Genomic DNA, 24074 nt, shown 5'->3' on the forward strand with positions numbered 1-24074 from the left:
GTGCCATCCCGAAATTTTTCTGCTTATGCGTTAAATGACGTAGTGGCATGGGCCATTTGTCGAATGGTTGCGCTTGCCCGGTCTGGTCAAAATGAAAACCGTGGGCACACCGGTGTCTGACGGGGAAGAGGAATCGATATAACGATCCTGCTTTTTGAATAATCCATGAGGGTAGGTTATGAGCACATCAACGATCAAACGATCCGGGCACAGCAAACTGACCAAACGATGGTTAAGCAGTTTGTGCAGCCTGGCGGCGTCCTGCGCACTGTCAGTAACGGCGATGGCTGCCGAAGTGAACACCACCGGTCTTGCGGTAACAGATACCACGGTCAAGGTAGGTATTCTGCACTCTGTTACCGGCACCATGGCGATCAGCGAAACCGGCTCGGTACAAGCGGAAAAACTGGCCATTGAACAAATCAATGCCATGGGCGGTGTGTTGGGCAGAAAGATTGAATTTATTCAGGAAGACGGCGCCAGCGATTGGCCCACCTTCGCCGAAAAATCCCGCAAGCTGTTGGTGAACGACAAGGTTGCTGCGGTGTTCGGTTGCTGGACATCTGCCTCGCGTAAAGCGGTACTGCCAATTTTTGAACAATACAACGGCATGCTTTACTACCCCACCTTCTACGAAGGTTTGGAACAATCGCCCAATGTTATCTACACCGGTCAGGAAGCTACCCAGCAAATTATTGCCGGTATTGACTGGGTGGTAAAAAACAAGGATGCGAAGACATTCTACCTGCTCGGGTCCGATTACATCTGGCCGCGAACCTCCAACAAAATTGCACGTAAACACATTGAAAAATTGGGCTTGAAAGTAGTGGGTGAAGAATATTATCCACTCGGCCATACCCAGTTCAACTCGGTCATTAACAAAATCAAACTGCGCAAGCCGGATGTGATTTACGCGATTGTGGTAGGCGGTTCCAACGTAGCCTTCTACAAACAATTGAAAGCAGCCGGTATTGATATGACCAAAGAAAGCCCGCTGGTATTGACCATCTCGGTAACCGAAGACGAAATTCTTGGCATCGGTGGCGAGAACATGGTGGGTGCTTATGCGGCGATGAAATACTTCCAGAGCCTGCCAAATGCTAATAACGAAGCGTTCGTAAAAGCCTTTAAAGAGCGTTGGGGTAACGACATCGTGATCGGCGATGTAACCCAGGCCGCTTACCTTGGCCCCTGGTTGTGGAAAGCCGCTGTTGAAAAAGCCGGCTCGTTTGATATCGACAAAGTTCGCGCAGCATCACCGGGTATTGAATTGACTACCGCACCGGAAGGCTACGTGAAAGTTCATGAAAATCATCACCTCTGGTCAAAAACCCGTATTGGTCATGCTCAGGCTGACGGTCAATACAAAGTGGTTTACGAAACAGAAGAGCTGATTGAGCCGGATCCGTTCCCAGCTGGTTATCAATAAGTTCGCTACCGGCCTTCAGATCCCTTGAAGGCCGGTGTTTTTTCTGAGTTGAAATCGCATTGTAAAGACGCATCAAGGCACGTGTTACAGGCAGCTGCACCGGGCATTGGATGTATTCGCTGATGTGCCGCTGACAGATTATTTTTTTGCAGGAGTATCCGGGATGTTTGCTGAATACAGTTCGTCGGAATTAATGTCCATTTTTGCCATGCAGGGTTTTGCCGGATTAATCCTGTTTTCTGTGTTTGTACTGATGGCGCTGGGGCTGGCCATTATTTTTGGACAAATGGGCGTTATTAACATGGCACATGGAGAATTTATGATTCTCGGTGCTTACATTACCTATCTGGTTTCCAACCTTTTCTCGCAACATTTTCCCGAGTTGTTCAGTTACTACTTTTTCATCGCCATGATTCTCGCCTTTTTTGCCACCGCGCTACTCGGCGCCCTGGTGGAATGGGGCATGATCCGTTTTTTATACCACCGCCCTTTGGACACCTTATTGGCCACCTGGGGTTTAAGCCTGATTTTGCAGCAAATTTATCGCAGTGTTTTTGGCGCGCGCGAAGTGGGCGTTACCTTGCCTGACTGGTTAATGGGCTCTTATCAATTAAGTGAAACGATTGAAATTCCGGTCAACGGTTTGTTCGTTATGTCGCTGGCCATTGCTATCTCACTGGCGGTTGCCGTGCTGATGTATCGCTCGCGCTGGGGCATTCAGGTGCGGGCAGTGGTGCAAAACCGCCCGATGGCCGGTGCGGTGGGGATTAATACGGCAAAAGTAGACCGTATGACCTTTGCCCTGGGCTGCGGTATCGCCGGTATTGCCGGTAGCGCCTTCACCATGATTGGTTCAACCGGGCCAACCTCGGGGCAGCTTTATATTGTGGATACCTTTCTGGTGGTGGTATTCGGCGGTGCAACCAGTTTGCTCGGCACTATCGCGTCTGCTTTTGGTATTTCGCAAGCGCAGTCCACCATGGAATTTTTTATCAGTGGTTCGATGGCCAAAGTATTAACGCTGTTGTTTGTGGTTATGGTGCTGATGATCAGACCGCAAGGCCTGTTCAATCTCAAAGTGCGTCGCTAGGAGGAAAGTCTGATGTTACAGCAACATTTACGTACGCTGATGGGTGGCAAAGAGTGGGTCGGCTTTTTGATTCTCGCTGTTTTGCTCATCGTGGTTCTTCCTCTGACGCTGGATATTTTCCGTCTTAATCTGGTCGGCAAATATCTTACCTGGGCTTTTGTGGCGATCGGGCTGGTGTTGTGTTGGGGTTATGGTGGCATTCTCAGTTTGGGGCAAGGCATTTTCTTCGGCATTGGCGGTTACGTCATGGCGATGTTTCTCAAACTGGAATCGTCTGATCCGGAAAGCACAAAAATTCAATCTACGCCGGGCATCCCCGACTTTATGGATTGGAACCAGCTCACCGAATTGCCCTGGTTCTGGCAACCGTTTGACAGTTTTCTGTTCACCATCATCGCCATTTTGATATTGCCTGCGTTGTTGGCTTACATCATCGGTGCCGCCATGTTCAAACGCCGCGTAGGCGGGGTGTATTTCGCCATCATCACCCAGGCCATCGCCGCCATTGCCACCATTCTTATTATTGGTCAGCAAGGTTATACCGGCGGTGTGAACGGCATTACTGATTTACGCACCTTGATGGGCATGGATATTCGTACCGATAGCGCGCGATATTTCTTTTACTTTGTATGTGTTGCCTTGCTGTTTGTGAGTCTGTTTGTTGCGCAATACATCCGTAAAAGTAAATTGGGCCGCTTGCTGGTTGCCATGCGTGATAAGGAAGACCGGGTACGTTTTTCCGGTTACGACGTTGCCAGTTTCAAAATCTTTGTGTTCTGTATGGGCGCGGTATTTGCCTCGGTGGGTGGTGCCATGTTCACCCTGCAGGTAGGTTTTATGTCGCCCACACTGGTCGGTATTGTGCCTTCCATTGAAATGGTCATCTTCTGTGCGGTTGGCGGTCGCCTCTCTATTATCGGTGCTGTATACGGTGCGCTGATTGTTAACTGGGCCAAAACCGCACTGTCAGAAAGCTTCCCGGAATTGTGGCTGCTGGCCATGGGCGCACTGTTTATTGGTGTGGTCATGGCTTTCCCTAACGGGCTGGCCGGTTTGTACAGCGCCCACATTGAACCGCGACTGCTCAAACTCTTGCCAAAGAAAAATACACCTGCTGCACCTATAGCATCACCGGTTAAAGAGGGCACTTCATCATGATGACGACTAACACCGACTTCGTATTGGCGGTTGAAGGGTTAACGGTTTCTTTTGATGGTTTCAAAGCGGTGAGCGATCTCAGTTTTTATGTCGATGAAAATGAAATTCGCGTAATTATCGGCCCCAATGGGGCTGGTAAAACCACTGTGCTGGATTTGATTTGCGGTCGTACCCGTGCCACGGAAGGCTCTATAAAATTCAAAAACCGCGAACTGACCAAACTCAAAGAGCATGACATCGTTAAAGCCGGCGTTGGCCGTAAATTTCAAAATCCATCTATCTACGGCGATTTAACCGTATTTGAAAACCTGGAGATTTCTTTTCCGCGTGGGCGCTCGGTGTGGGGTGCTTTGACTTTTAATCGCGATGCAGAAGTTATTAACAAAATCCATGAAATTGCCGAGATGATTTTTCTCAAGGATCTTCTCCATCACCAGGCCGACCTGCTCAGCCATGGACAAAAGCAGTGGCTTGAAATTGGCATGCTGCTGATTCAGGACCCGCAATTGCTGATGCTGGATGAGCCGGTGGCGGGTATGTCGGTAGGTGAGCGCCAACAAACGGCGGAGTTACTGCGCAAAATTACCAAGGGGCGCTCGGTTATTGTTATCGAGCACGATATGCAATTCGTGGCACAAATCGCTGACAAGGTAACGGTATTGCATCAGGGAAAAATTCTTGCAGAAGGTTCGGCAGAAAAAGTTAAACAAGACCCGAAGGTCATTGATGTGTACCTGGGTCATTGATTCAATAAATTGGGGCGGAACCAGTTAACCTGGAGAGGAAACCTTATTATGCTGGATGTTGCTGATTACCGTGTTGCTTACGGGCAAAGCGAAGTGATTCACGGGTTGAATTTTTCTTTAAAGCCCAACGAGATTGTGGCCATTCTCGGCCGTAATGGTATGGGAAAAACCACACTGATGAAGTCCCTGATGGGCGTTATTCCTTCCTCATCGGGTAGCGTTAAACTGGATGGTGCCGAAGTCAGTTCCATGAAAAGTTATCAACGGGTTAAGAAAGGTTTTGGGTTTGTTCCTCAGGGGCGCATGATTTTTTCCAGTATGACGGTAAAAGAAAATATCGAAACCGGCTTGACGACTACCGGTCGGCGGAATGTTCCTCGTGATCTTTACGATATGTTTCCGGTGTTACTGGAAATGCGTAATCGGCGCGGCGGTAACCTTTCCGGCGGTCAACAACAGCAGTTGGCGATTGCCCGTGCACTGGCGAGTGATCCCAAGGTGTTGTTGCTGGATGAGCCTACCGAAGGTATTCAACCGTCGATTATTCGTGAGATGGGACGAACGCTTAAACAGATTCGCGACCAGCGGGGTTTGTCGATTATCGTTTCCGAGCAGGTGTTAAGTTTTGCGCTGGATATTGCCGATCGGATTCTGGTAATCGAGAAAGGCAATATCGTTTTCGAAGAAACCCGCGATAAAGTAGACGAAGCCAAAGTGGCCTCATACCTGTCGGTATAAGAACGCTTTTGCCTTTAAATTTTCCCACCCGCAAGTTCTTTCCTGTCAGGGGGGCCAACTACACCATCAGGACCGTCTGCCGCATGGATGCGGCAGTCGAGCCCCCAGGGAAGGGTTTACGGCGAGTCCTGATGGTGTAGGTGGTTCTCTGACAATTCCCCCTTGTCACATGCTCAATGCGCTCTTGAGTATTTAGCGCATTTGAAGAAGTTTTCTTCCACCTATGTATAGCTTGTTACAGTATGAATATTACCGTGACAAGCAGACGATCCCCCAAACCATTGGACTCGCCGTGAATGCATCCATGCAGGCTCGACTGCCGCATCCCTGCGGCAGACGGTCCAATGGTTTGGGCGATCATCTGCTTACAAACATTAGTTTTCTGTGTGGAGAATAAAAGCATTTGCACTACGTCATTTAACGTAGTCACCGGGATAATTGTCGTATTGTTGCACCCCTGTCATGACCGGATACTGTGTTCCGAAGCGCTGCGATTTCTTACATCGAAAGCCAACCTCCAACCATTGCCAAAGGGTAATCAGCATGACAGAGACAATTATCAAGATTGACTTAAAAAAATCCCCTTACGAAAACGCTCAAATACACAACCGCTGGCATCCGGATATTCCCATGGCGGCAATGGTAAAACCGGGTGATGATTTTATTATTGAATGTCACGACTGGACCGGCGGGCAAATTAAAAATGATGACAGCGCCGATGACGTGCGTGATGTGGACCTCACTCAGGTTCACTTTCTTTCCGGCCCGGTAGGCGTGGAAGGCGCAGAACCTGGCGATTTGCTGGTTGTGGATATTCTGGATATCGGTACTTTTGAAGACAGCCAATGGGGCTTTAACGGTTTCTTTTCCAAAAATAACGGCGGCGGTTTTCTGACAGAACATTTTCCCAATGCGCAAAAAACCGTGTGGGATTTTAAAGGCATGTTCACCAGCTCGCGTCATATTCCCAATGTGGAATTTGCGGGCTTGATTCACCCCGGGTTGATTGGTTGTTTGCCTTCCAAAGAAATGCTGCTGGAGTGGAACAAGCGCGAGAAAGAACTTTACGACACCAATCCCGAGCGCGTACCTGCCTTGGCAACTTTGCCCTTCGCGAAAACGGCCCATATGGGAGCAATGCCGAGCGAGGCGGCGAAGGCAGCGGCGGAAGAGGGCGCGCGTACCGTGCCACCCAGAGAGCACGGCGGTAACTGCGATATTAAGGATCTGTCACGCGGTTCGAAAATCTACTTCCCGGTGTACGTGAAAGATGGTGGCCTGTCCGTTGGCGATTTGCACTTCAGCCAGGGCGATGGCGAGATTACCTTTTGCGGTGCCATCGAGATGGCCGGTTGGATTCATCTGCGTGTGAATCTGATCAAAGACGGCATGGCAAAATATGCGATTAAAAACCCGATCTTCAAACCCAGCCCGATTGCGCCGAAATATGATGATTATTTGATCTTCGAAGGCATTTCGGTGGATGAGTACGGCGAGCAGCATTATTTAGATGTTCATGTCGCCTATCGTCAGGCGTGTCTCAATGCCATCGAGTACATGACCAAATTCGGTTATACCAAAGATCAGGCCTATTCGCTGTTGGGCTGTGCGCCGGTGCAGGGGCATATCAGTGGCGTGGTGGATATCCCCAATGCCTGTGCGACCTTGTGGCTGCCCACCGATATCTTTGATTTTGATATCAACCCGTCAGCCGAGGGGCCGACTAAAAAGGTGACCAGCCAGGTTAAAGTCCCGTTGTCTTACGATAAGGAGTAAATCATCGTGCCTGTTTATGACTATAAATGTGCTGAACACGGGTTGTTTTATGAATTGGCTCCGGTCGCCGAGGCGTCGCAACCTTGTGCCTGTCCTGTTTGCGGCACCTTATCGGCAAGGATAATCATCATGGCGCCGTTCATGAATGACATGAGCGAAACCAATCGCAAGGCCCATACGCAGAATGAGAAGAGTCGACATCAGCCTGTGTTCTCAAGTACAGAAATCCGTCAGGAACAGGCCGATCGTAATAAACATGACAAGCAGGGGCGGGGTTGTTCCTGCCACGGTGACAAGCCTATTCGTAAATCGGCACTGTTTTATACGGCAGACGGCAACAAAATGTTTCCCTCAATGCGGCCATGGATGATTAGTCACTGAATAAAAAGTTCATTTTTTTGAGAATTCGGGCGCGTTTTCAGCGCCCGTTTTTTTGTGCGACCGGCATCCCAAATTTTTATTTTAGTTATAAGCAAAAAAGAATAATGCGCCAATGTGACGTTTAAAGTGCGCTTTTATATGAATTGTTTACTTGATTATTTATTTTTATTACTGTTTATATGGGTTTTATAGTTTTATTTAGCGTTATTCTATTTTTTTATAATAATTAAACGATCTACCTTTTTTCTTGTTAAATAACCTTCCTTTGCTAGCCTTCCATTTGATTATGCGTTTTTTCGAAAACGAAATCGTATCAGGGGTGTGTCATTTTATGACCTGAAGAGTTAACGCACGCACAAGGATTGATTGCTTTATCTATGATCGGCGTGTTGATCAGCTACCTGGCGCGGTACACAGTTGCGCCCTGACCGATAGCATGTCGGCTTTGATTAACGATTGGAAGGAAAAATATTATGAAGAAAGTTACTGGTGTAAAACACATATTGAGCAGTTTGGTCGCGATGAGTGTATTGGGGTCTGCGGCCGCATGGGCTGCTGAAGATCCATATCGTGGCAGTTATTTCGGTGCGCGCGCCGGTTACTCCTACAACGACAATTCCTGCGATAGCAGCGCAATCAAGTGCGATAAGGAAGAAGAGGCTTACGGCCTGTTCTACGGCTACGACTTTAGCCGTTATGTAGCACTGGAGTTGTCTGCCAACGATATCGGCGATACCCGTGCCACCTATCCGGGTGACCTGAGACTGCGTGGCGACCTGTTTGCTTCCGACCTGTCGGTGAAATTCTCCAAGCCCATCTCCGAGCGTACCCGCTTGTACGCCAAATTCGGTGCGGCTTACTGGCGTGCAGAGCTGCTTGGCGGCCCGACTAAACTTAAAGATTCAGGCTATCGTCCGTTGGCCGGTGTGGGTGTTGAGTTCCCGCTCTCCGACCGTCTGGCTGGCCGTTTTGAATATCAGTACATTGATAAAGTCGGTAACAACGACATTGGCTATGCCGACCCGCATTATGTAGGTTTGGCACTGGTCTGGAACTTCTCTTCCCGTGCAGCTCGCCCGGCACCAGAGCCGGTAGCACGTGTTGAGCCTACTCCGCAGCCGGTAGCCGAGCCACCCAGAGAAACCCGTATCGTGGTTGATGAGAACCGTCATGGTCCTCTGTTCGCCTTCGACAAGTCAGAGGTTGCCAACACTGCGTCTATTGACCCGGTTGTCGATATGCTGAAAAAGGGTCCGGAATTGCGTGTCCACGTAATCGGCCACACCGACTCGGTAGGTTCTGACACCTATAACCAGGGTCTGTCAGAGCGTCGCGCCCAGGCGGTTGCCCGTTATCTGGAAAGAAACGGCATTGCTAACAACCGTATTACGGTTTCCGGTAAAGGTGAATCCGAGCCGGTAGCAGATAACAGCACTAACGACGGCCGTGCACAAAACCGTCGTGTAGAGTTTGTTATCACCGGTGTGAAGGTTGTTGTTCAGTAAGCGGTGAGTTCAGAGTTTTTTTGATCTCAATAGAAAGCGGGCCGTGGGTCATCCACCGGCCCGCTTTTTATAAAAACAGTTATGCCGTTAGAACCAAAAATGAAAAGCAGCAATTTTTTGCGTAGAAATGGAAATTGACACGCCACCCCTTAACAAAACTTTGCAAATAGCTAAAAGCAAGTTGTAAATAGAGGCAGGCGCACAAACGGGAATTTTTTCGAATAAGAATATTTTTTATCAAGTTGCAGCCCCTTGTAAACTCAGGGCTTTTGCAGCATTAAAACACGGTTGTCTGAGGGCCAATAATGGCTTTAAGGTTAAAATATGATCGTTTTGGCGCGTAAAATTAAATATACCTGAGCCAATAATAGTATTGGACACTGCGCCATTGATTGATCTAGTATTAAACCAAGCATCAACATCATCTTGTTTGATGTGGATCAAATGGGTATCAGTAATGCGTAAGGCTCTGCTGTTAATCAAGGTTGTTTTACTGCTGACTGCGTTCATGGGTCTCAGTAATATTCATGCCGCCGAGTTCGGTAGCAAGAGCTTCCTTGCGACCTCCATTTGTGACCTCAATGCTAATACCTCCAATCAGCAATCCGGCAATGACGATGAGGAACTCACCTCGAGTGAATCCCATTTTCTGACTACCCGTTCTGCCGCGATAATTGCCGGTGACTATGCATTTGCCACCTACGGTGCAGTTGCAACACGTCCCTTCGCTCGTGCCCCACCTTCAACCCTCTGAATATCTGTTGCTTCAACCAGGTGTATTAACTTGATCAGAAGCCGGGGCTATCGCTCGTGCAGCCCAGTTTTCTATCACCCTGGTTTCACCGCTGCTGATAATTTGCAGTAGCAATTAAGACCAAAAACGCCCCGATTACGGCGTATTGGCAACATTCAGAGGTGTATTATGAAAAATTTAAACGTATTTTCTGTTGATGCAATCGATCACCTGGTTCAACCGGACGAGTTTGATGATGTAACAGCTGAGTCGTCTGCTTTGACTATTCTGACCGACTTCAGAAGCCACAGACCGCACGTTGTTGAAGCGCACATTTCTGCTTCCGAAGCTGTTGAATCCATGCTGCAGGAAAACGTAAGCCTGAAGCTGGTGGTGGATACCCACGGCGAATTTATCGGTCTGGTCAGCTACGAAGACCTGTCTGACCAAAGTATTGTGTTGATGCAAAGTGCCAACCGGGTGCGTCGTCAGGAAGTGCTGGTTGCTGACCTGATGCATTCCCGTGAATCTATCCATGCCATCAACTACGAAGATTTCAAACGTGCCAGCGTGGCCGACATCATCTACACGCTGCAACGTCATGGTCACCAGTACTATTTGGTGGTTGACCGCAATGAGCACCATATCCGTGGTGTCGTGTCTTCTGCGGAAATTTCCCGTCGTTTGCACAAACCGGTACTGGTTGAAAAAATCCCTACCGTTGTTGATATTCTGAGCGCTGTCAGAGGCTAATCGCTTATCTCCTTCTTTATTGTTTTTATCGGCGAACCCGGACGGGTTCGCCACGCCAGTTAAGTCTATCCGCTTTTTAAACCCACCCGCTCCACTCTTTAGGATGCGGGTTTTTTTGTTTTTGTACCCCGGAAAAGCACCCGCCTGATGATGAAACTTGAGGCGCCAGCGCCGCAGATTCAGCGGTTTGTCATGGTAAGGCGTGAATATAATCCGGTGGCGTTATATCGGTTATTTACGCACAGGTGTCGGCAGCAGAGATTCCTGCCAACTTGGTGTATACTTCGCCCACATTTTGTACAACAGGTAGGATATTTTGATAGGTAAATTCATTAACAAGCTTATCGGGCAAAAGCAGGAGAGCGTTCAGCCCGCCGAGCAAAAGCAGCAAAACCGGCAGGAAAACCGTTCCCGCAATAATAGACGCGGGCCAAAACCCCGTCACGAGAAAGCGGAAACCACCAGTCCTGAAGTCACCGGTGATGCGGCAAAGCCGGCTAATCGTCAGCCTCGGCCTGCCAGCAGTCGTCCGAAAGCAGCGCCAAAACCGGTTACTCCCTGGGATATTTCGATGTTTCCTGTCGAGCCGGAAGCCGGAAAAACCCGCTTTCACGATTTTGACCTTGAGCTGCCCTTAATGCAGGGTATTGCCGATCTTGGCTTTCGCTATTGCTCGCCGATTCAGGCGCAATCCTTGCCGCATGCGTTGAAAGGACGTGATGTGGTGGGTAAAGCACAAACCGGTACGGGCAAAACAGCCGCATTTTTAACGGCCATCATCGACGATTTGCTGAAAAATCCCATCACCGAGAAGCGTTATGCCGGTGAAGCCCGCGCCCTGATTATTGCGCCGACCCGCGAACTGGTTATTCAAATCGCGGAAGATGCCAAATTATTGTGCAAACACACCGGATTGGAAATTCATACGCTGGTAGGTGGTATGGATTACGCCAAGCAGCAGCGTCGCTTGCATGACAAGTATGTGGATATTCTGGTCGCTACCCCGGGCCGTTTGCTGGATTTCTGCGGCAATAAAGACGTTTATCTGGATCAACTGGAAATTCTGGTTATCGACGAAGCTGACCGTATGCTGGACATGGGCTTTATCCCCCAGGTTCGCCAGATTGTCCGCCAGGCGCCGCACAGGGAAGAACGTCAAACCCTGTTCTTCTCGGCCACCTTTACCGATGATGTTCATAACCTGGTATCGCAGTGGACTTACAACCCGATTACCGTTGAAATTCAGCCGGACAGCGTTGCAACCGATACCGTAGAGCAACATGTTTATCTGGTTTCCACCGAAGAAAAATACACGCTGCTGTATAACCTGATCCAACAGGAGCATGCCGAGAGCATGATCGTGTTTGCCAACCGCCGCGATGAGTGCCGCGATTTGCAGGAAAAACTGCAGCGCCATGGTATTGAAGCCGGTTTGTTATCCGGTGAAATTACCCAGAGCAAGCGCGTTTCCACCCTGGATGCCTTCAAGCGTGGCGATATGAAAGTGCTGGTGGCTACCGATGTGGCTGGCCGTGGTATTCATATCAGCGGTATCAGCCACGTGGTGAACTTTACCTTGCCGGAAGAACCGGAAGACTATGTTCACCGTATTGGTCGTACCGGTCGTGCCGGAAAAAGTGGTACCTCGATCAGCTTTGCCTGTGAAGACGATGCTTTCCGTCTTGAGCCGTTGGCCAAGTTGCTGGGCAAGCCGATCAAGTACGAACAGCCGCCCGAGCATTTGCTGTTGTCGCCACCGGAATTGCCGCCGGCGCCGCGCCGTCAAACCTCGCGGGGCTCCGGTGGGCCGAACAACCGGGGCAGAGGTGGCAGCCGCCCCCATTCGCGCCGTACACCGCAACGCTAGACCCGAAAAACCGCTGAAATTCAGCGGTTTTTTTTCGCCTGATGGTTGGGCCAGCCGCCTTTTATTGCAACAATTATCCCGCTTGTCCGAAATCCGGCAGGGACCTTTCGGGCATCATCTATAACTAATGATTTACACGACAATGCTGCTACACTACAGGGATTGGCCCAGTGCTCAGGAGAATGTATATGCCAGCGAACAAACGGATTCTGATTGTCGAAGACAGCGAAATGGTCTCGAAAATATTACGTCATTTGATGTTGCATCAACCCGGTTTTGATGCGGTTTTCGCCTATTCTCTCGCTGAAGCCCGCGCCTTTTGTGAAGCGGCAGAAACGCCTTTCTTCGCCGCACTGGTTGACCTCAATTTGCCCGATGCGCCCCAGGGCGAAATTGTTGATTATGTATTAGGGCAGAAAATTCCCACCATTGTTCTCACCGGCAGCTACGACGAAAAGCGCCGCGAACAATTGTTCAATAAAGGTATCGTCGATTACGTTACCAAAGAGGGTCGCTACGCCTACGCCAAGGCGGTGGGCATGCTCGAACGTCTGGTGAAAAACCAGTCGATACGTGTGCTGGTGGTGGATGATTCCGACCTTGCGCGCAAGCATTTGGCCAATTTGTTGCGCCGCCATTTATTCCCTGTAGAAGAAGCTTCGGATGCAAAAGAAGCGATTGGTATTTTGTTGGCCAACAATGACATTCGCCTGTTGGTGACGGATTACAACATGCCCGGTATGGATGGCTTTGAGCTGGTCAGAAATCTGCGCTATCAGTACGAAAAAAATGATTTGATCATGATTGGTATTTCCGGAGACAGTAATGAAGCGCTGTCGGCCAAGTTTATCAAGCATGGCGCCAATGATTTTCTGCGCAAACCCTTTCACCCGGAAGAATTCTATTGCCGGATTACCCACAACGTTGAATCATTGGAAATGATGGAGCGCATCGCATCAACGGCGCAGCGCGATCATTTAACCGGTCTTTTTCACCGCTACCATTTCTTCAATGTGGCTCGGGAAAAACACCGCATCGCCCGCGAGCAACAATCGCCGCTCACGGCAGTAGCTTTGGATATTGATAATTTCAGTGAGATTAACCGCGTGTACGGCAATGATTGCGGTGATGCGTTGTTGCAGTCATTTGCGCAATTACTGGAGCAATTTCTCGGCCGCTTTCTTCTCGCGCGCGCCGATGGTGATGCCTTTTATGCGTTATTTCCCGGGGTGGGGCGCGATAAAACGATCGCATTGATCTCCGGTATCAAACAGCGCATGCAGCAGGAACCTTTTATTTTTGATGATAAAGCAATCGCCTTTACCTTCAGTGTCGGGGTTACTGACCAACTGTTGCAAGGTGTAGAAGCTCAAATGAGCCGTGCGGTTACTTTGTCCGAGTATGCGCTCGACGCTGGCGGCGATATGACCGTGGACGACGAATCAGAGAATTGATGGCGTTGTGGCAGCGCCTTTTTGGTGGTGGTCCAGCCAGTAAAGGGTGCTGGCTGCCACCGCGACCGGCATCATAAAAATATTCAGCACCGGAACAATACTGCCCAAAATAATCAAACCGCCGAGACTGAAACTGCTCAATGGTTTTTGCCGCAACCTCGCTCGCATATCCTTAAAGGCAACCTGATGGTTGTCTGCACTGTAGTCGGTGTATTGAACGGTCATGCACCAGGCCGACCACAAGCTACTGATCAACAAGCCGCCGAAACTGCCGATCAGGGGAATAAAAAATAACGCAATAATCGCAATAAAAATCAACACACCGCGGCTGATAAAATACCAGAGTTTGACCAACTCCCGTTTGAAGGTGCGCACGATGAGGCTGGCAAGTGGTTCAGCGGGGGCGCTGTTGCCGGTTACGCGTTGTTCAATTTTTTCTGCCAGAAACCCGTAAAAGGGTGCTGCTATCAGGGTGGTTAACAGATTAAATGTATAACCGTAGACCAGCAGCGCAATCAATCCTGCGAACAACCAGAACAATAAAATCAACCAGGCTAACCAGTCGTTTTGCTCAACAGCGCTGCTGTAATAATCACTGAAGGTATTAACCGCCCAGGTGGTAAGCAAAATAAAAACAACCAGGTTGATCAGTAACGGGATAATGACGAAGCGTTTTAACCCCGGTTGTAGCAAGAGCTTTGCGCCGGAAACAAGGTACTGGAATACTTTCGCTGGATTATCCTGAAACATACATCCCCGCAGTTGCTTGATAGGTTGATGGCATTCTGCTGAGTATAAGACATTATAAAGAGGGTGAATTTTTTTGTATTCACCGAAGACGGGCGCACTGCTATTTGAAAGGCGGCGGTGTTAACGCAGGGGATTCAGTAAAGCCGGCCTGCTGGCAGTGAGTGCCAGCAGACGGATAGAACAATCAATTCACATCAAAACGGAAGCGGCCATCAACCACTTGCGGCGCCTGGCGGCGGTCACTGCCTGGCAGTTCAGCAACAAAAATACCGTCAATATAATCAATGCGCTTGTCGGCCAGTAACTCAATCGTGGTTAATTGAATGCGGCATTGACCACCGTTCGCGGATGAATATTTATCGCTGCCGACAACCTCAAGAGTGATGTGCGTAGTGGCGTTACAAGGGTAATCCACATTGGTCTGCAAATTATTGGTGTCAATAACAAGGGTCCAGCTGTCGCCTGACTGGTTGTTGCCGTTAAAAAACAAACCACGTTCATCAGCATACACGGAGGTTTCCGTGGGTGTGTGATAAAGCAAAAACAGCTGGTTATTTAACGTTCCGGCAATACCGTTATTGATTAAGGTATTGGGATTTTGTACCCAGCCTGGCAGCGACGCCCGGCTTGTCAGGTTTACACCGGTGCGGTTCCCGCGTTGAACATATTCGATATCCCGCACACTGCCATCGGCCCGGGTGAATAAAATAACGGATGCAAGGGGATGCTCTGCGCGCGGTTGTATGATCAGCTTGCCGGGTTCCCGGGTAATGGTGTCAATGCTGTCTGCAATTAGTGACAACCCGGTATTCTGTGCAAATTGAATGTCGCCATTCGGTGAAATTATCAGTTGTGACCAGTCAATTGAATCGCCCTGGTATTGCGCTGCGGGCGTGTAAGAACCTTGAAGGCAACCAATTTGAGACGCGCCAGTGGTATTTTCACAATCGTTTGCAGATGAACTTGAGGCGCTACTGACAACAGATGAACTGCTGAACAAACTACTGCTGGAACTGGAACTGGAACTGGAACTGGAACTGGAACTGGAACTGGAACTGGAACTGGAGGCAGGCGCCGGTATTGATGATTGATTGTTGCTGCCACCACCGCTACCGCCGCCGCAAGCGGTGAGCAGCAGTGTTGCTAATACCAATGTTGCAGAACCCGAAGAAGAGAAAGACATAATCAGTTACCGTTAAGCGATGAAAGTGATTGAGTAAAAGGCGTCCAGGCAAAGTGAGTGGCTACCGCTTCGTCGTAGGCCTGTTGCAAAAGTAATAAGGTCGTGCTGTCGAGTTTGTCGGCTTGCGCCAGCACGGATAAAAAAGTGCGCTCGTAATGTTCGCGAGGTTTTACCAGAACCTGAATTTCAATCCGGTCATCGGCGTTTGGCTGTGCCGGTAATAACCCCTTGATAAATCGCGTTTCACCGGCAGCAATACGGGTATCAAAACTTTCTTCCTGCAGTGATACATCCACTTGCCAGCCGATCACATCTTCCGACAATTTTTGCCGGTGGCCGGTACGGCTTACCAGCCAGAGTTCGATGTAAACCTTGGGCACCATGTAAGTCGGAAAGTGATGCCCGGCCCCGCTATTGGTAATTGCAGCCGTCACCTGGTTTTCATCGCGACTTACCTTGAATGAAAGCGCTGTGCGCACCATGTCGGGCGAATGGATGCCTTGCCATTGATGTTTGCGATCCGGCATATGGCAAGACTGGCAATGTTGTTGCTGCGACGGATATTGGCTGGCCTGCCATTGTGTCAAAGTGTCTTCGCGCAATTTACCGGCAGTACGCGGGCCATCTTCCGGAAACTGATGGCAAGTCGCACAAAAACGGCTGTCTTCAAATGCTGCTGAAACGGTAAAGCCGTTGTGGAGCAGGTTGCTGTCGGGCAACTCGTTACGCGGTTGCGGGCCAAAGCGTTGATGTTCCCGCACATGGCAAGCGGCGCATACCAGCCCCTCGTGGCCTAATTGCGGCGGTACATAAGCCGGTGGTGACGAAGCCGGCGCATTGGGCCACTGGTGTTCTATGGCCAGTAAGGCTTTTTGTTCTGCCAGGGGGGCGTGACAGTTTAAACAGCCGTTGGCTTGCTCCTGTGGCATTAACCGTAATTGCCATAGAATCCCCGGCCCCATGGTCTGGCTGTGCAAACTGTTTTTCCAGTCGGCGTATTGTTCTGTATGGCAAGCACCGCACACTTGCGGCGCGAGGGAGGCTTCAATCTCTGAAAAATGTGCTGGCGGGTTTCCTTGCGGTGGTAAAGGATGGTGCCAATGCTTTTGCAAAAACTGATCGACCGCATCACCAATGGGTGGCAGTGGTGCCGGGTGGTTAAGCGAAGGTGCCACAGGGGCGGGTGCCGGTTTTTGTACCAGCACTGCACCTGCCGCGATAGCGCCAATAATAATTAGCACACTGATGACCAGACCTGTTTTCAATATCAGGCCCGGCGTATTTTCCAGGTGAAAGTACCGCCGTCTTCCTGACGATCCAACAGCGTGTCGCCGTTAGCGGTGCACAGGTAAGTAATCGATTCCCCGGAAGACGGGTTATCAAAAACCAGTGTCAGTTCGTTGCCGCTGGTCAGCTTTTTCAAGGCTTTTTCTGCATAAATTTGCACATGCGGACAACCGTAACCTTTTACGTCCAGCAACCAGTTGTTATCGGATTGTTGTTCAAATTTGACCGTTTCTTTCAGTTTAATTGCCATAATTGTTTACCACTTTTTAAACTCAAAAATCAAAACCGCTGCGAGCCAGGCGCCAGTCAATCCAGGCTTTGATGCCTTTTACCGCAATATAGCCACCCACAATCATGCCTGCCAGGAAAATCCAGCCGCTGATATCACCGTTGGTGACGGTGGCAAAAAAGGCGCCGATATTACAGCCCATGCCAATGCGTGAACCTATCCCCATCAGTGCGCCACCCACCAGTGCCAATATTACGGTTTCGTTGTTGGGCCATTTCCATTTAAATTCGCCGGTGATATTGGCCAGGATAGCGGCGCCCAGAATAATACCGATAGACATCATCCCCGGTGCGTTTAACAACGGATTGGGTAAGCCGTTGTCGAGGCCAAAGAAAATGTTGTCCATCATTTCAACACCGAGCAATTGTAAAAACCAGCCGCCCCATTGTGCTTCCTGGGTGGTGATGTACCAGTAACCCGGGTCAAAAACGCTGTCCTGAATCGAAAGCCCGTCCAGGTAATCCATCTGCGCCAGTAATTCACCGAAGTTGAAAATATTGTAGTGATCGCGCAATTCACCGGTCACAAGCATCTGCAAACCGGCAAAAATACCCAGCCCCAAACCGGCGATTGCGGTGTTGCGCGATTGGGTAAACATGGACCATACGCCGCGTAATTCATAACCCAAACCGCTTTCATTGGTGCGGTTACGGATATAAATTTTGCGGTAATTGAAGGTGTACAGCAGCAGCAAAATAACCAGCGCCGGTAAAATCGCCACTACCAGCGCATTACCAAAAAGATAGCTCCAGAGATTGGCTGGCAGTGCGAAAAAATCTACCAGCGTAGTGCCGCTTAATTCCCACAAATAACCCGCAGTAAACTGGTCAAACCAGCCATCGGTTACGCTCAGCTCTTCCGGCATTTGCGCCTGAGCGGCGGTTTCTGTCCAGCTCGCGGGTACCAGATGGTTCAACCAGCCACCGGCGCTGGCAAGCCACGCCTGCGAAAAAGAAATGGAGAACAACACCAGTACTGACCCCAGATTACCTTCGCCGGTTTTATACAGCGAACTGGAGGCGCAGCCACCTGCAAACACCATCCCCAAACCAAACAGCAAACCGCCAATAATGATATGCCAGCCAAGCGGATGCGCATGGAAAGTATTAAAACCGGCTTGCTGAATCAGTGCAGAAATAATGGCGTAAAGTATTACCGCAATGAGTACGCCTACCGCCATGCGCGGCACACCCACCGCAAACAGATCCCGCACCGCGGACGCCATACAAAAGCGACCGTATTGTAAAAATACGCCATAGATGACACCAAACCAGGTGTAAACCAGCAAATAAACGAAGCGCTGATCTATCGAAAGATAAATCAGCGAGGTAATCACAACCAGCGTTGCAATTACCGCAGCAATTAAAAATCCCCGGCGACGGGAGGGGTGTTTGGTCGCCGGGTTAATAGCAGCCTGAGCGGGCATTGGACAAACCTTTCAATTACAAAATGAACTGGAGACCCAGGGTCGTTTGATAATTATCTTGCAGTACCGGTGTAGACGGATGCGGGTTGGCATAGTCGTATTCGCGGTGTTCAAGGGTAATTTTCAAACTCTGTCCGTTGATGTAATAGTTGGCACCAAAGGCGTTAACGCGGCGATCCAGTAATCCGCCGGGCAGCTGGTATTCAGAGCCATCGTGGCGGGCGAAAAACTGCAAACGACCAGGGCCGACCGGGTTGGGTAACAAGTAACCGGCTTTTACGTAAAAGCCTTCCAGCTCGGTGGTGGTGGGCAGCAGCGGGTCAGGGGATTTGTTGATCGCGTTACCCAGACCATAATCGAAATATGCGGCCGACAAGGTGTAGGTACCACTTTTAAAGGGGTACTCAAAAAACGCATCGGCGGTCCAGGCTTTGTAATCCTGAATGCCGGTTTTTTGATCGTAATCATCATAGGCCGCATCGGCCTGGAAATCGTAAGCAACACCAAAGGTGAGAATTTTACGAGTACCCAGATACGTGCCGCGATAACCGTAATCGTATTCCGGATCCAATGCGCTCCAGTGCAAACGGGTCGTCACGCGGGGTGATTTTTTCGGTACTACCTCGCCTTCACGGCCATCGGCAACCAATACCCGGTATTGGAATGCTGCATCGCTCAGGTTGCCCCAAATGGCGAGGCCGGTATCACGCGAGCCGGCAAAGGGGGTGTAAGAGGCATCGCCACGATCCAGTGATAAGGGCTCAAGACAGGCTTCGAGATTTTCACGGGAAAAGGTATTTTTAAAACGGCCAACAATGAAACGCAGTTCATCGGTGTAATCCAGTGTTATATAAGCATCGCGGTAATAAATTTCGCGATCGTCATTACCGGCCTTGCTGTCGTTACCGGATTCCAGCTGTGCATAAAAACCGATGTAATCATTGTACTGGCCACTGAAGGTAAGCCGGTTGCGACGCAAATAAACGTCGGTGCTGGAACCATCATGCGTGGCGGATGTGTAACTGCTGTTGGTTGCCCAGACTTGCAGTGCGTAGTTAATTTGCAGAGAGCTGTTTTCACCGAACTCAATAATCGGGCCCGCTTGACTTACAGCAGGTAACACCGCTGCCGCCGCCAAACCGGCCAGCAAGGAACGGCGAAATGAACGTGTATGTTTTTTTTTCACTTGAAAAATACCTTTATTCCAGATGTTCGAATAAACGTGGGCTGATAGTGCGCCACGTATCGGCAAGATCTTTTACTTCGCCGGCGGCGTGACAACTGCCACAGGTTTTCTCCGGCACGGTTAATGGGTTAACCACGAGATTTTTGTGAGCAATTTCCTGCTTGAGAATGCGCGGGTTACCCTGGTGACAACCGGTACAGGAATAATTCACCTTGGCGTGTTGGTGGTGCCAGGGTGCGATATCCGGCGTGCTCTCGGGCAGCGCAGCACGTTTGCCGTTGTGGCAACGAAAGCAGCTGGAGGCACCCAGGCCGCAAGCATTGGCCAGCGCTACCGGCGAAAATTGTTGCGCCTGGCTTTTTACGATATCAATGGCTTCAACGCCCCACCCGCTGTGTGCTGCGACCAGTTCATTCACCGCGTCGGACGCGGCTGTATCCGGTTGCGTGGTCGCTTGCAATAACAGCGAGCTGATGCCGATAACCGAGGTGACGGTAACCACCGCCAACCAGCCGGTTGCACTGATCAATGTCAGCTTGCCGGCATTTTTAAGATGTCGGTTTAAAATGTTAATAAGTGCTTTCACGGTTATATGCCTTAATTTTTTTGCAGAGCTTCAAGTTTTTTTGAATTGCGTTTCTGGCTCGCCATGATGTCGTTTTCAGTCAGGCCGTCTGCGCACATGCACACCGGACCGTCGCGAAAACGCAAGCGACTGCCTTTTTTCTTCGCTGGCTGATCGTCTGCTTTTTCTGCGTCCTGCTGTACCGGTTGTGCTTGTGCAGTTGTCGATGACGCAGCGTTTTCTGTTTCTGCAAAAACAGGGGCAGCCAATCCAAAAAACAGTACAACCGACATCAAACGAAGAGAGAAACACATCGTGAATGGTGGGTGATACATACTTGCCTCCGTAGCGAAGAGGGTGACGAAGCACCCTCCGTTAACGATTAACCGCCGCAGGGGTTAGGTGGCAGAACCACGCCGCCGCCATTACCGGCACTGCTGCTACTGCTACTGCTACTGGAGCCGCCGCCATTACCGGTATCCGGTGTGGTGGCTGGCGTGATGTAGGCTTTGTCTTCCGCAATAATGGCGTTGGTGTTATCGCCGTAGGGGTCAATAATACGCGGTGCGGTGTTGGTGAAATCTGCACCACGCGCGTTGATCAGCTCCGGCTTGTTGGGGAAGTAAGGGCCTGAGAGTTCATCGGTTCTCCAGGGCGAGTCAGCGGGCAAAACGGGGTTGCCATTTTTATCGAGCGCACCACCGGTCAGTGAATTCCACTCAATCATTGCCGCATCGTACAAACGGGTTGGCAGGCCGAGAATCACCGCACTGGCTACCTGGGAAACCGCAGCGCGAGCAGAGGTTTCACACCACAAATACACCAGGTCGCCATTTTGATAGGCGTTGCCAAAACCGAGACGCTGGTAGGTGCCGTCAACAAAGCCACGGCCAAAGGCGTCGGCACCACCGGTGATGTAATTGCGCAAATCTGCTTTGCTCTTGTACAGGCCGGTTGAGGTGTCAATCAGGTTGGTCCAGTTCAACTGCACCGAACCACGTGGATGGCCCTGACGGCTGCCACCATTCTGGAAGCTGCTGTAGCGTTGTTCCTGAGTCAGGGTTTGCCCCGATTCGGTAGCTTCGCCAGCGCTGTACTGATCCAGGCTACGGCCATCCCACAGGAATACGCCGTCCTGAGTGTCGTTTTCATCGCGCAGTGGCAGCACGTTAATAACGTCTTCCAGCGTGGCTTGCAGAACGGTGTTATCCACTAACAGATCGCGAATGCTGGAAACCTGCTTGTTGATAATCGGGCTTGGCTGTACCGCAACCGCACTGGAGAAAGGTTGTGCGGTAAAGTCAGCGGCTGTCCAGTTGCTGCCAAGGTGATTGTTGCCACCGTTCAGTACCGCGAGATTTTTTTGATCAACGCCCCAGTAACGGAAGGTGTACCAGCAGCGACCCTGATCCATCGCGGCGTTGCCGCCGGTGCCTTGGGCACAAACAATCAAATCGTTTTTAACATCAATGCCGTAACGACGAATCAACTTATCGGTCGTGGGGCCGGAGATAACAATGCCGGCAATTTCGGTTACGCCATTAACGCGCGGTTCTCTCCAGTTACTTTCCAGATAAGTGAAAACCTTTTTGTTATCCGGTTTGATAAATTCATAACCGACCGGCCCACGGGTTGCCTGAATAATAACCAGCTTGCCGGTGATGCCGGCCGGGCGTTGGTTTTCCCAATCGTTAATCCAGCGCTTGAGCGTGGCACCGGTAACAAGGCCATTGACGTTATCGTCGTAGTTTTCTGCCGATTCCTGCGCGATATCCGCCGGTGTATTTACCAGCAAGGTGGGCTTTGGCTCAGGTGTAACCACCGGTGTGGTGTCTTTACTGCGTTCACCGCCACAACCGATTACTGACAGGCTCAAAGCAATGGCCAATAAGGTGGCCGATTTGCCGGGGCCGTTTTTTCCAATCAAATTTTTCATCGTGTGTGTGTTTTCCTGTTACGAATGTCTTGATGGTATGAGGAGAGCCGTAATAGAACTGCAAGCCATTCGGAGAGGGCGTTGAGCTATAAGGGTGATGTATTACGGTTGCCAATCTGACGTTTTACGGAATGAGGGGTGTTGCGGATTTTCCTTCTCTCTGCAAAAGGCGTTAATAGCTTTTGCAACTCACTCGCTCGTATTTCAACTGCATCGTTCCTGTTTTTTGTCATCGTCCTGATTTTTGTGCAGGTGTCAGTGAGCAGGTTTTTGCAGCATCTGTGCCAGAAAAGTTTTTTGTGAGCGAATGCACGGTTTTTAAAGCATATTACGCGACTTGAAGAAAATATTTTCTTTCAGAAAAAAATCATAATGTGTTGAATAAGCAGCATGAGTTGCTGCCTGGTGGTCAGTTGTTGATTAATCAACATACCTCTTGCTGAATAATAAACAATGCAGCTATAAGCTAATAACCCGAAGTTAATTACCTTCGGTTGCTGCATTTGATATATTGCATGTAGACGCAGTCAGTGAAAGATATTTTCTATCTTCACCAAAGCACTGTTCGGTGAACAAGCAGTTTGATTTTCAAACGCATTCACTCCCTTCCGGAACGGAGTCCCTGATACTGACTTTATCGAGCTCACCTTGCCACTGCTTACCAACCCTGATGATAAATCTGTCGATGCCAGAACGCTGGTTCGCGAACGCGCTACCGCGTTGGTGTTTGAAGACCCAACCTCCTGTGAGTTGCTGGCCCGCATAGAGCGACTTGCGCCCAGCGAAGCCAGTGTATTAATTACCGGCGAAACTGGCACCGGTAAAGAATTGGTGGCGAGGCATGTGCATCAATTAAGCCGCCGATCGCAGCGCCCCTTTGTGGCATTAAACTGCGGTGCGCTCACTGAATCCCTGATTGAAAGCGAGCTGTTTGGTTACGAAAAAGGCGCTTTTACCGGTGCCTTGACATCGCGCCCGGGCTGGTTTGAAGAAGCCCATGGCGGTACGCTGTTTTTGGACGAAATTGGTGATTTACCCTTTTCCATGCAAGTAAAATTATTGCGTGTGCTTCAGGAAAAAGAAGTGGTGCGGCTGGGGTCGCGGGTCAGCCATCCGGTGGATGTAAGAATTATCGCGGCAACCAACATCAATTTATTTGACGCAGTCGCTGCCGGTCACTTTCGTGCAGACCTGTTCTACCGCATCAATGTTGCTACGCTCAATCTGTTGCCCTTGCGAAAACGTCGCGGCGATATTATGCCGCTGGCACGACATTTCGTGACGCAATATTGCAAACGACTGGGGCATAACAGCGCGCAGATCAGTGAAGCCGCAGAAACCGCCCTCATGGCTCACCTATGGCCTGGCAATATTCGTGAATTGGAAAATGTCATTCATTACGGCCTGCTGGTGTGCCGGCAGGGGCGTATTCAGGCGGGTGATTTGCATCTGTCGCGCTTGCAGGTTCCTGCAGAAAATTCCATTGCCTTCGGTGCAACAGAAAGCCCTTCTATCGAATCCCGCATGGCGTCATTGCTGGCAGAATTGTTTGAAGAGCAGCGAACCGGTTTATACGATTCCCTTGAGGAAATGCTTGTAAAAACAGCCTGGCAATATTGTCATGGCAACCAGAGCCGGGCGGCAAGATTGTTGGGTATCAGCCGCAATATCTTCCGCGCCCGTCTGGCGCGCGCCGGTGTTATTGGAGTTTCCGATTCGACCAGTGAAGAAGCCTGGTTACCCAATGCGCTTTAGTGACTCAACAAATAGCTTTGAATAGCCGTTGTTTAACTGGCTTTTATTGACACTATTATTTATTCAG

General features: G+C 50.0%; 24 protein-coding genes. 14 read left to right on the forward strand and 10 right to left on the reverse strand.

Annotation, left to right across the window (positions count from 1 at the left end):
• The first annotated feature begins 193 nt into the window (after positions 1–193).
• From urtA to C4F51_RS18125, 8 genes are all read left to right on the forward strand, one after another.
• The gene (gene urtA / locus C4F51_RS06210) at positions 194–1429 is read left to right on the forward strand and encodes an urea ABC transporter substrate-binding protein (RefSeq protein ID WP_407926931.1); all 1236 of its coding nucleotides are present in this window, start codon (positions 194–196) and stop codon (positions 1427–1429) included.
• Between the two features lie 163 nt (positions 1430–1592).
• Positions 1593–2519 (forward strand): urea ABC transporter permease subunit UrtB, encoded by a 927-nt coding sequence (gene urtB, locus C4F51_RS06215; RefSeq protein WP_193908146.1) that lies wholly within the window; start codon positions 1593–1595, stop codon positions 2517–2519.
• 12 nt (positions 2520–2531) lie between these two features.
• A complete protein-coding gene (gene urtC / locus C4F51_RS06220; protein WP_193908147.1) occupies positions 2532–3677 on the forward strand; it encodes an urea ABC transporter permease subunit UrtC in 1146 nt (381 codons plus the stop codon).
• Complete coding sequence (urtD, locus tag C4F51_RS06225; RefSeq protein ID WP_407926932.1) at positions 3677–4423, forward strand: urea ABC transporter ATP-binding protein UrtD; 747 nt, start codon at positions 3677–3679, stop codon at positions 4421–4423. The genes urtC and urtD overlap by 1 nt, the downstream gene beginning before the upstream one ends.
• A 48-nt stretch (positions 4424–4471) precedes the next feature.
• On the forward strand, positions 4472–5161 hold the full coding sequence (gene urtE, locus C4F51_RS06230) for an urea ABC transporter ATP-binding subunit UrtE (protein ID WP_193908151.1): 690 nt from the start codon (positions 4472–4474) through the stop codon (positions 5159–5161).
• A gap of 543 nt (positions 5162–5704) precedes the next feature.
• The gene (gene fmdA / locus C4F51_RS06235) at positions 5705–6937 is read left to right on the forward strand and encodes a formamidase (RefSeq protein WP_193908153.1); all 1233 of its coding nucleotides are present in this window, start codon (positions 5705–5707) and stop codon (positions 6935–6937) included.
• A gap of 6 nt (positions 6938–6943) precedes the next feature.
• Positions 6944–7318 carry an FmdB family zinc ribbon protein gene (locus C4F51_RS06240; protein WP_193908155.1) on the forward strand — a complete coding sequence of 125 codons (375 nt, stop codon included), beginning with the start codon at positions 6944–6946 and terminating at the stop codon, positions 7316–7318.
• Between the two features lie 473 nt (positions 7319–7791).
• Positions 7792–8823, forward strand: a complete 1032-nt coding sequence (locus tag C4F51_RS18125) for an OmpA family protein (RefSeq protein WP_193908157.1) — start codon at positions 7792–7794, stop codon at positions 8821–8823.
• A gap of 237 nt (positions 8824–9060) precedes the next feature.
• Here C4F51_RS18125 and C4F51_RS06250 read toward each other — a convergent pair whose 3' ends face one another.
• Positions 9061–9333 (reverse strand): hypothetical protein, encoded by a 273-nt coding sequence (locus C4F51_RS06250; protein ID WP_193908165.1) that lies wholly within the window; start codon positions 9331–9333, stop codon positions 9061–9063.
• Here C4F51_RS06250 and C4F51_RS06255 point away from each other — a divergent pair.
• The 4 genes from C4F51_RS06255 (at position 9332) to C4F51_RS06270 (ending at position 13630) form a co-directional block, all read left to right on the forward strand.
• Positions 9332–9577: a hypothetical protein gene (locus tag C4F51_RS06255; protein ID WP_193908167.1), complete on the forward strand. Its 246-nt coding sequence runs from the start codon at positions 9332–9334 to the stop codon at positions 9575–9577. The genes C4F51_RS06250 and C4F51_RS06255 overlap by 2 nt on opposite strands.
• Before the next feature lie 168 nt (positions 9578–9745).
• Positions 9746–10309, forward strand: a complete 564-nt coding sequence (locus C4F51_RS06260) for a CBS domain-containing protein (RefSeq protein ID WP_193908175.1) — start codon at positions 9746–9748, stop codon at positions 10307–10309.
• Between the two features lie 571 nt (positions 10310–10880).
• Entirely contained in the window at positions 10881–12176 is a 1296-nt protein-coding gene (rhlB, locus tag C4F51_RS06265; RefSeq protein ID WP_268905082.1) for an ATP-dependent RNA helicase RhlB, read from the forward strand.
• Between the two features lie 188 nt (positions 12177–12364).
• Positions 12365–13630, forward strand: coding sequence for a response regulator (locus tag C4F51_RS06270; RefSeq protein ID WP_193908177.1), 1266 nt, complete (start codon positions 12365–12367; stop codon positions 13628–13630).
• Here C4F51_RS06270 and cysZ read toward each other — a convergent pair.
• Both cysZ and C4F51_RS06280 read right to left on the reverse strand, forming a co-directional pair.
• On the reverse strand, positions 13619–14380 hold the full coding sequence (gene cysZ / locus C4F51_RS06275) for a sulfate transporter CysZ (protein ID WP_193908179.1): 762 nt from the start codon (positions 14378–14380) through the stop codon (positions 13619–13621). The two genes, C4F51_RS06270 and cysZ, sit on opposite strands and share 12 nt — an antisense overlap.
• Positions 14381–14564: 184 nt before the next feature.
• The gene (locus tag C4F51_RS06280) at positions 14565–15182 is read right to left on the reverse strand and encodes a hypothetical protein (protein WP_193908181.1); all 618 of its coding nucleotides are present in this window, start codon (positions 15180–15182) and stop codon (positions 14565–14567) included.
• Positions 15183–15312: 130 nt separating this feature from the next.
• Between C4F51_RS06280 and C4F51_RS06285 the strand changes: the two genes are divergently transcribed.
• Positions 15313–15471 (forward strand): hypothetical protein, encoded by a 159-nt coding sequence (locus C4F51_RS06285; RefSeq protein ID WP_193908183.1) that lies wholly within the window; start codon positions 15313–15315, stop codon positions 15469–15471.
• A 94-nt stretch (positions 15472–15565) separates the two neighbouring features.
• Here the strand turns inward: C4F51_RS06285 and C4F51_RS06290 are convergent, their stop codons facing one another.
• Genes C4F51_RS06290 through C4F51_RS06320 form a run of 7 tightly spaced genes read right to left on the reverse strand, consistent with a single transcriptional unit; the run spans position 15566 to position 22252 of the window.
• A complete protein-coding gene (locus tag C4F51_RS06290; protein WP_202987634.1) occupies positions 15566–16804 on the reverse strand; it encodes a multiheme c-type cytochrome in 1239 nt (412 codons plus the stop codon).
• Positions 16805–16830: 26 nt separating this feature from the next.
• Positions 16831–17100 (reverse strand): sulfurtransferase TusA family protein, encoded by a 270-nt coding sequence (locus tag C4F51_RS06295; protein WP_193908185.1) that lies wholly within the window; start codon positions 17098–17100, stop codon positions 16831–16833.
• Positions 17101–17122: 22 nt separating this feature from the next.
• On the reverse strand, positions 17123–18565 hold the full coding sequence (locus tag C4F51_RS06300; RefSeq protein ID WP_193908187.1) for a YeeE/YedE family protein: 1443 nt from the start codon (positions 18563–18565) through the stop codon (positions 17123–17125).
• 16 nt (positions 18566–18581) lie between these two features.
• Positions 18582–19751 (reverse strand): selenite/tellurite reduction operon porin ExtI, encoded by a 1170-nt coding sequence (gene extI / locus C4F51_RS06305; protein ID WP_202987635.1) that lies wholly within the window; start codon positions 19749–19751, stop codon positions 18582–18584.
• Positions 19752–19764: 13 nt separating this feature from the next.
• Positions 19765–20337: a cytochrome c3 family protein gene (locus tag C4F51_RS06310; protein WP_193908189.1), complete on the reverse strand. Its 573-nt coding sequence runs from the start codon at positions 20335–20337 to the stop codon at positions 19765–19767.
• An 11-nt stretch (positions 20338–20348) separates the two neighbouring features.
• Positions 20349–20651, reverse strand: a complete 303-nt coding sequence (locus C4F51_RS06315) for a hypothetical protein (protein ID WP_193908191.1) — start codon at positions 20649–20651, stop codon at positions 20349–20351.
• A gap of 47 nt (positions 20652–20698) precedes the next feature.
• The gene (locus tag C4F51_RS06320; RefSeq protein ID WP_193908193.1) at positions 20699–22252 is read right to left on the reverse strand and encodes a sulfurtransferase; all 1554 of its coding nucleotides are present in this window, start codon (positions 22250–22252) and stop codon (positions 20699–20701) included.
• 648 nt (positions 22253–22900) lie between these two features.
• Between C4F51_RS06320 and C4F51_RS06325 the strand changes: the two genes are divergently transcribed.
• Entirely contained in the window at positions 22901–24007 is a 1107-nt protein-coding gene (locus C4F51_RS06325; protein WP_193908195.1) for a sigma-54 interaction domain-containing protein, read from the forward strand.
• The last annotated feature ends 67 nt before the right edge of the window (positions 24008–24074 follow it).

The organism is Cellvibrio polysaccharolyticus (genome assembly GCF_015182315.1).
In the GTDB taxonomy this organism is placed as follows: Bacteria; Pseudomonadota; Gammaproteobacteria; order Pseudomonadales; family Cellvibrionaceae; genus Cellvibrio; species Cellvibrio polysaccharolyticus.

Coding starts and splice junctions, on each gene's coding strand:
- urtB (WP_193908146.1), top strand. CDS start 1,593: ATGTTTGCTGAATACAGTTCGTCGGAATTAATGTCCATTTTTGCCATG.
- urtC (WP_193908147.1), top strand. CDS start 2,532: ATGTTACAGCAACATTTACGTACGCTGATGGGTGGCAAAGAGTGGGTC.
- urtD (WP_407926932.1), top strand. CDS start 3,677: ATGACGACTAACACCGACTTCGTATTGGCGGTTGAAGGGTTAACGGTT.
- urtE (WP_193908151.1), top strand. CDS start 4,472: ATGCTGGATGTTGCTGATTACCGTGTTGCTTACGGGCAAAGCGAAGTG.
- fmdA (WP_193908153.1), top strand. CDS start 5,705: ATGACAGAGACAATTATCAAGATTGACTTAAAAAAATCCCCTTACGAA.
- C4F51_RS18125 (WP_193908157.1), top strand. CDS start 7,792: ATGAAGAAAGTTACTGGTGTAAAACACATATTGAGCAGTTTGGTCGCG.
- C4F51_RS06255 (WP_193908167.1), top strand. CDS start 9,332: ATGGGTCTCAGTAATATTCATGCCGCCGAGTTCGGTAGCAAGAGCTTC.
- C4F51_RS06250 (WP_193908165.1), bottom strand. CDS start 9,333: ATGAACGCAGTCAGCAGTAAAACAACCTTGATTAACAGCAGAGCCTTA.
- C4F51_RS06260 (WP_193908175.1), top strand. CDS start 9,746: ATGAAAAATTTAAACGTATTTTCTGTTGATGCAATCGATCACCTGGTT.
- rhlB (WP_268905082.1), top strand. CDS start 10,881: ATGTTTCCTGTCGAGCCGGAAGCCGGAAAAACCCGCTTTCACGATTTT.
- C4F51_RS06270 (WP_193908177.1), top strand. CDS start 12,365: ATGCCAGCGAACAAACGGATTCTGATTGTCGAAGACAGCGAAATGGTC.
- cysZ (WP_193908179.1), bottom strand. CDS start 14,380: ATGTTTCAGGATAATCCAGCGAAAGTATTCCAGTACCTTGTTTCCGGC.
- C4F51_RS06295 (WP_193908185.1), bottom strand. CDS start 17,100: ATGGCAATTAAACTGAAAGAAACGGTCAAATTTGAACAACAATCCGAT.
- C4F51_RS06300 (WP_193908187.1), bottom strand. CDS start 18,565: ATGCCCGCTCAGGCTGCTATTAACCCGGCGACCAAACACCCCTCCCGT.
- C4F51_RS06315 (WP_193908191.1), bottom strand. CDS start 20,651: ATGTATCACCCACCATTCACGATGTGTTTCTCTCTTCGTTTGATGTCG.
- C4F51_RS06320 (WP_193908193.1), bottom strand. CDS start 22,252: ATGAAAAATTTGATTGGAAAAAACGGCCCCGGCAAATCGGCCACCTTA.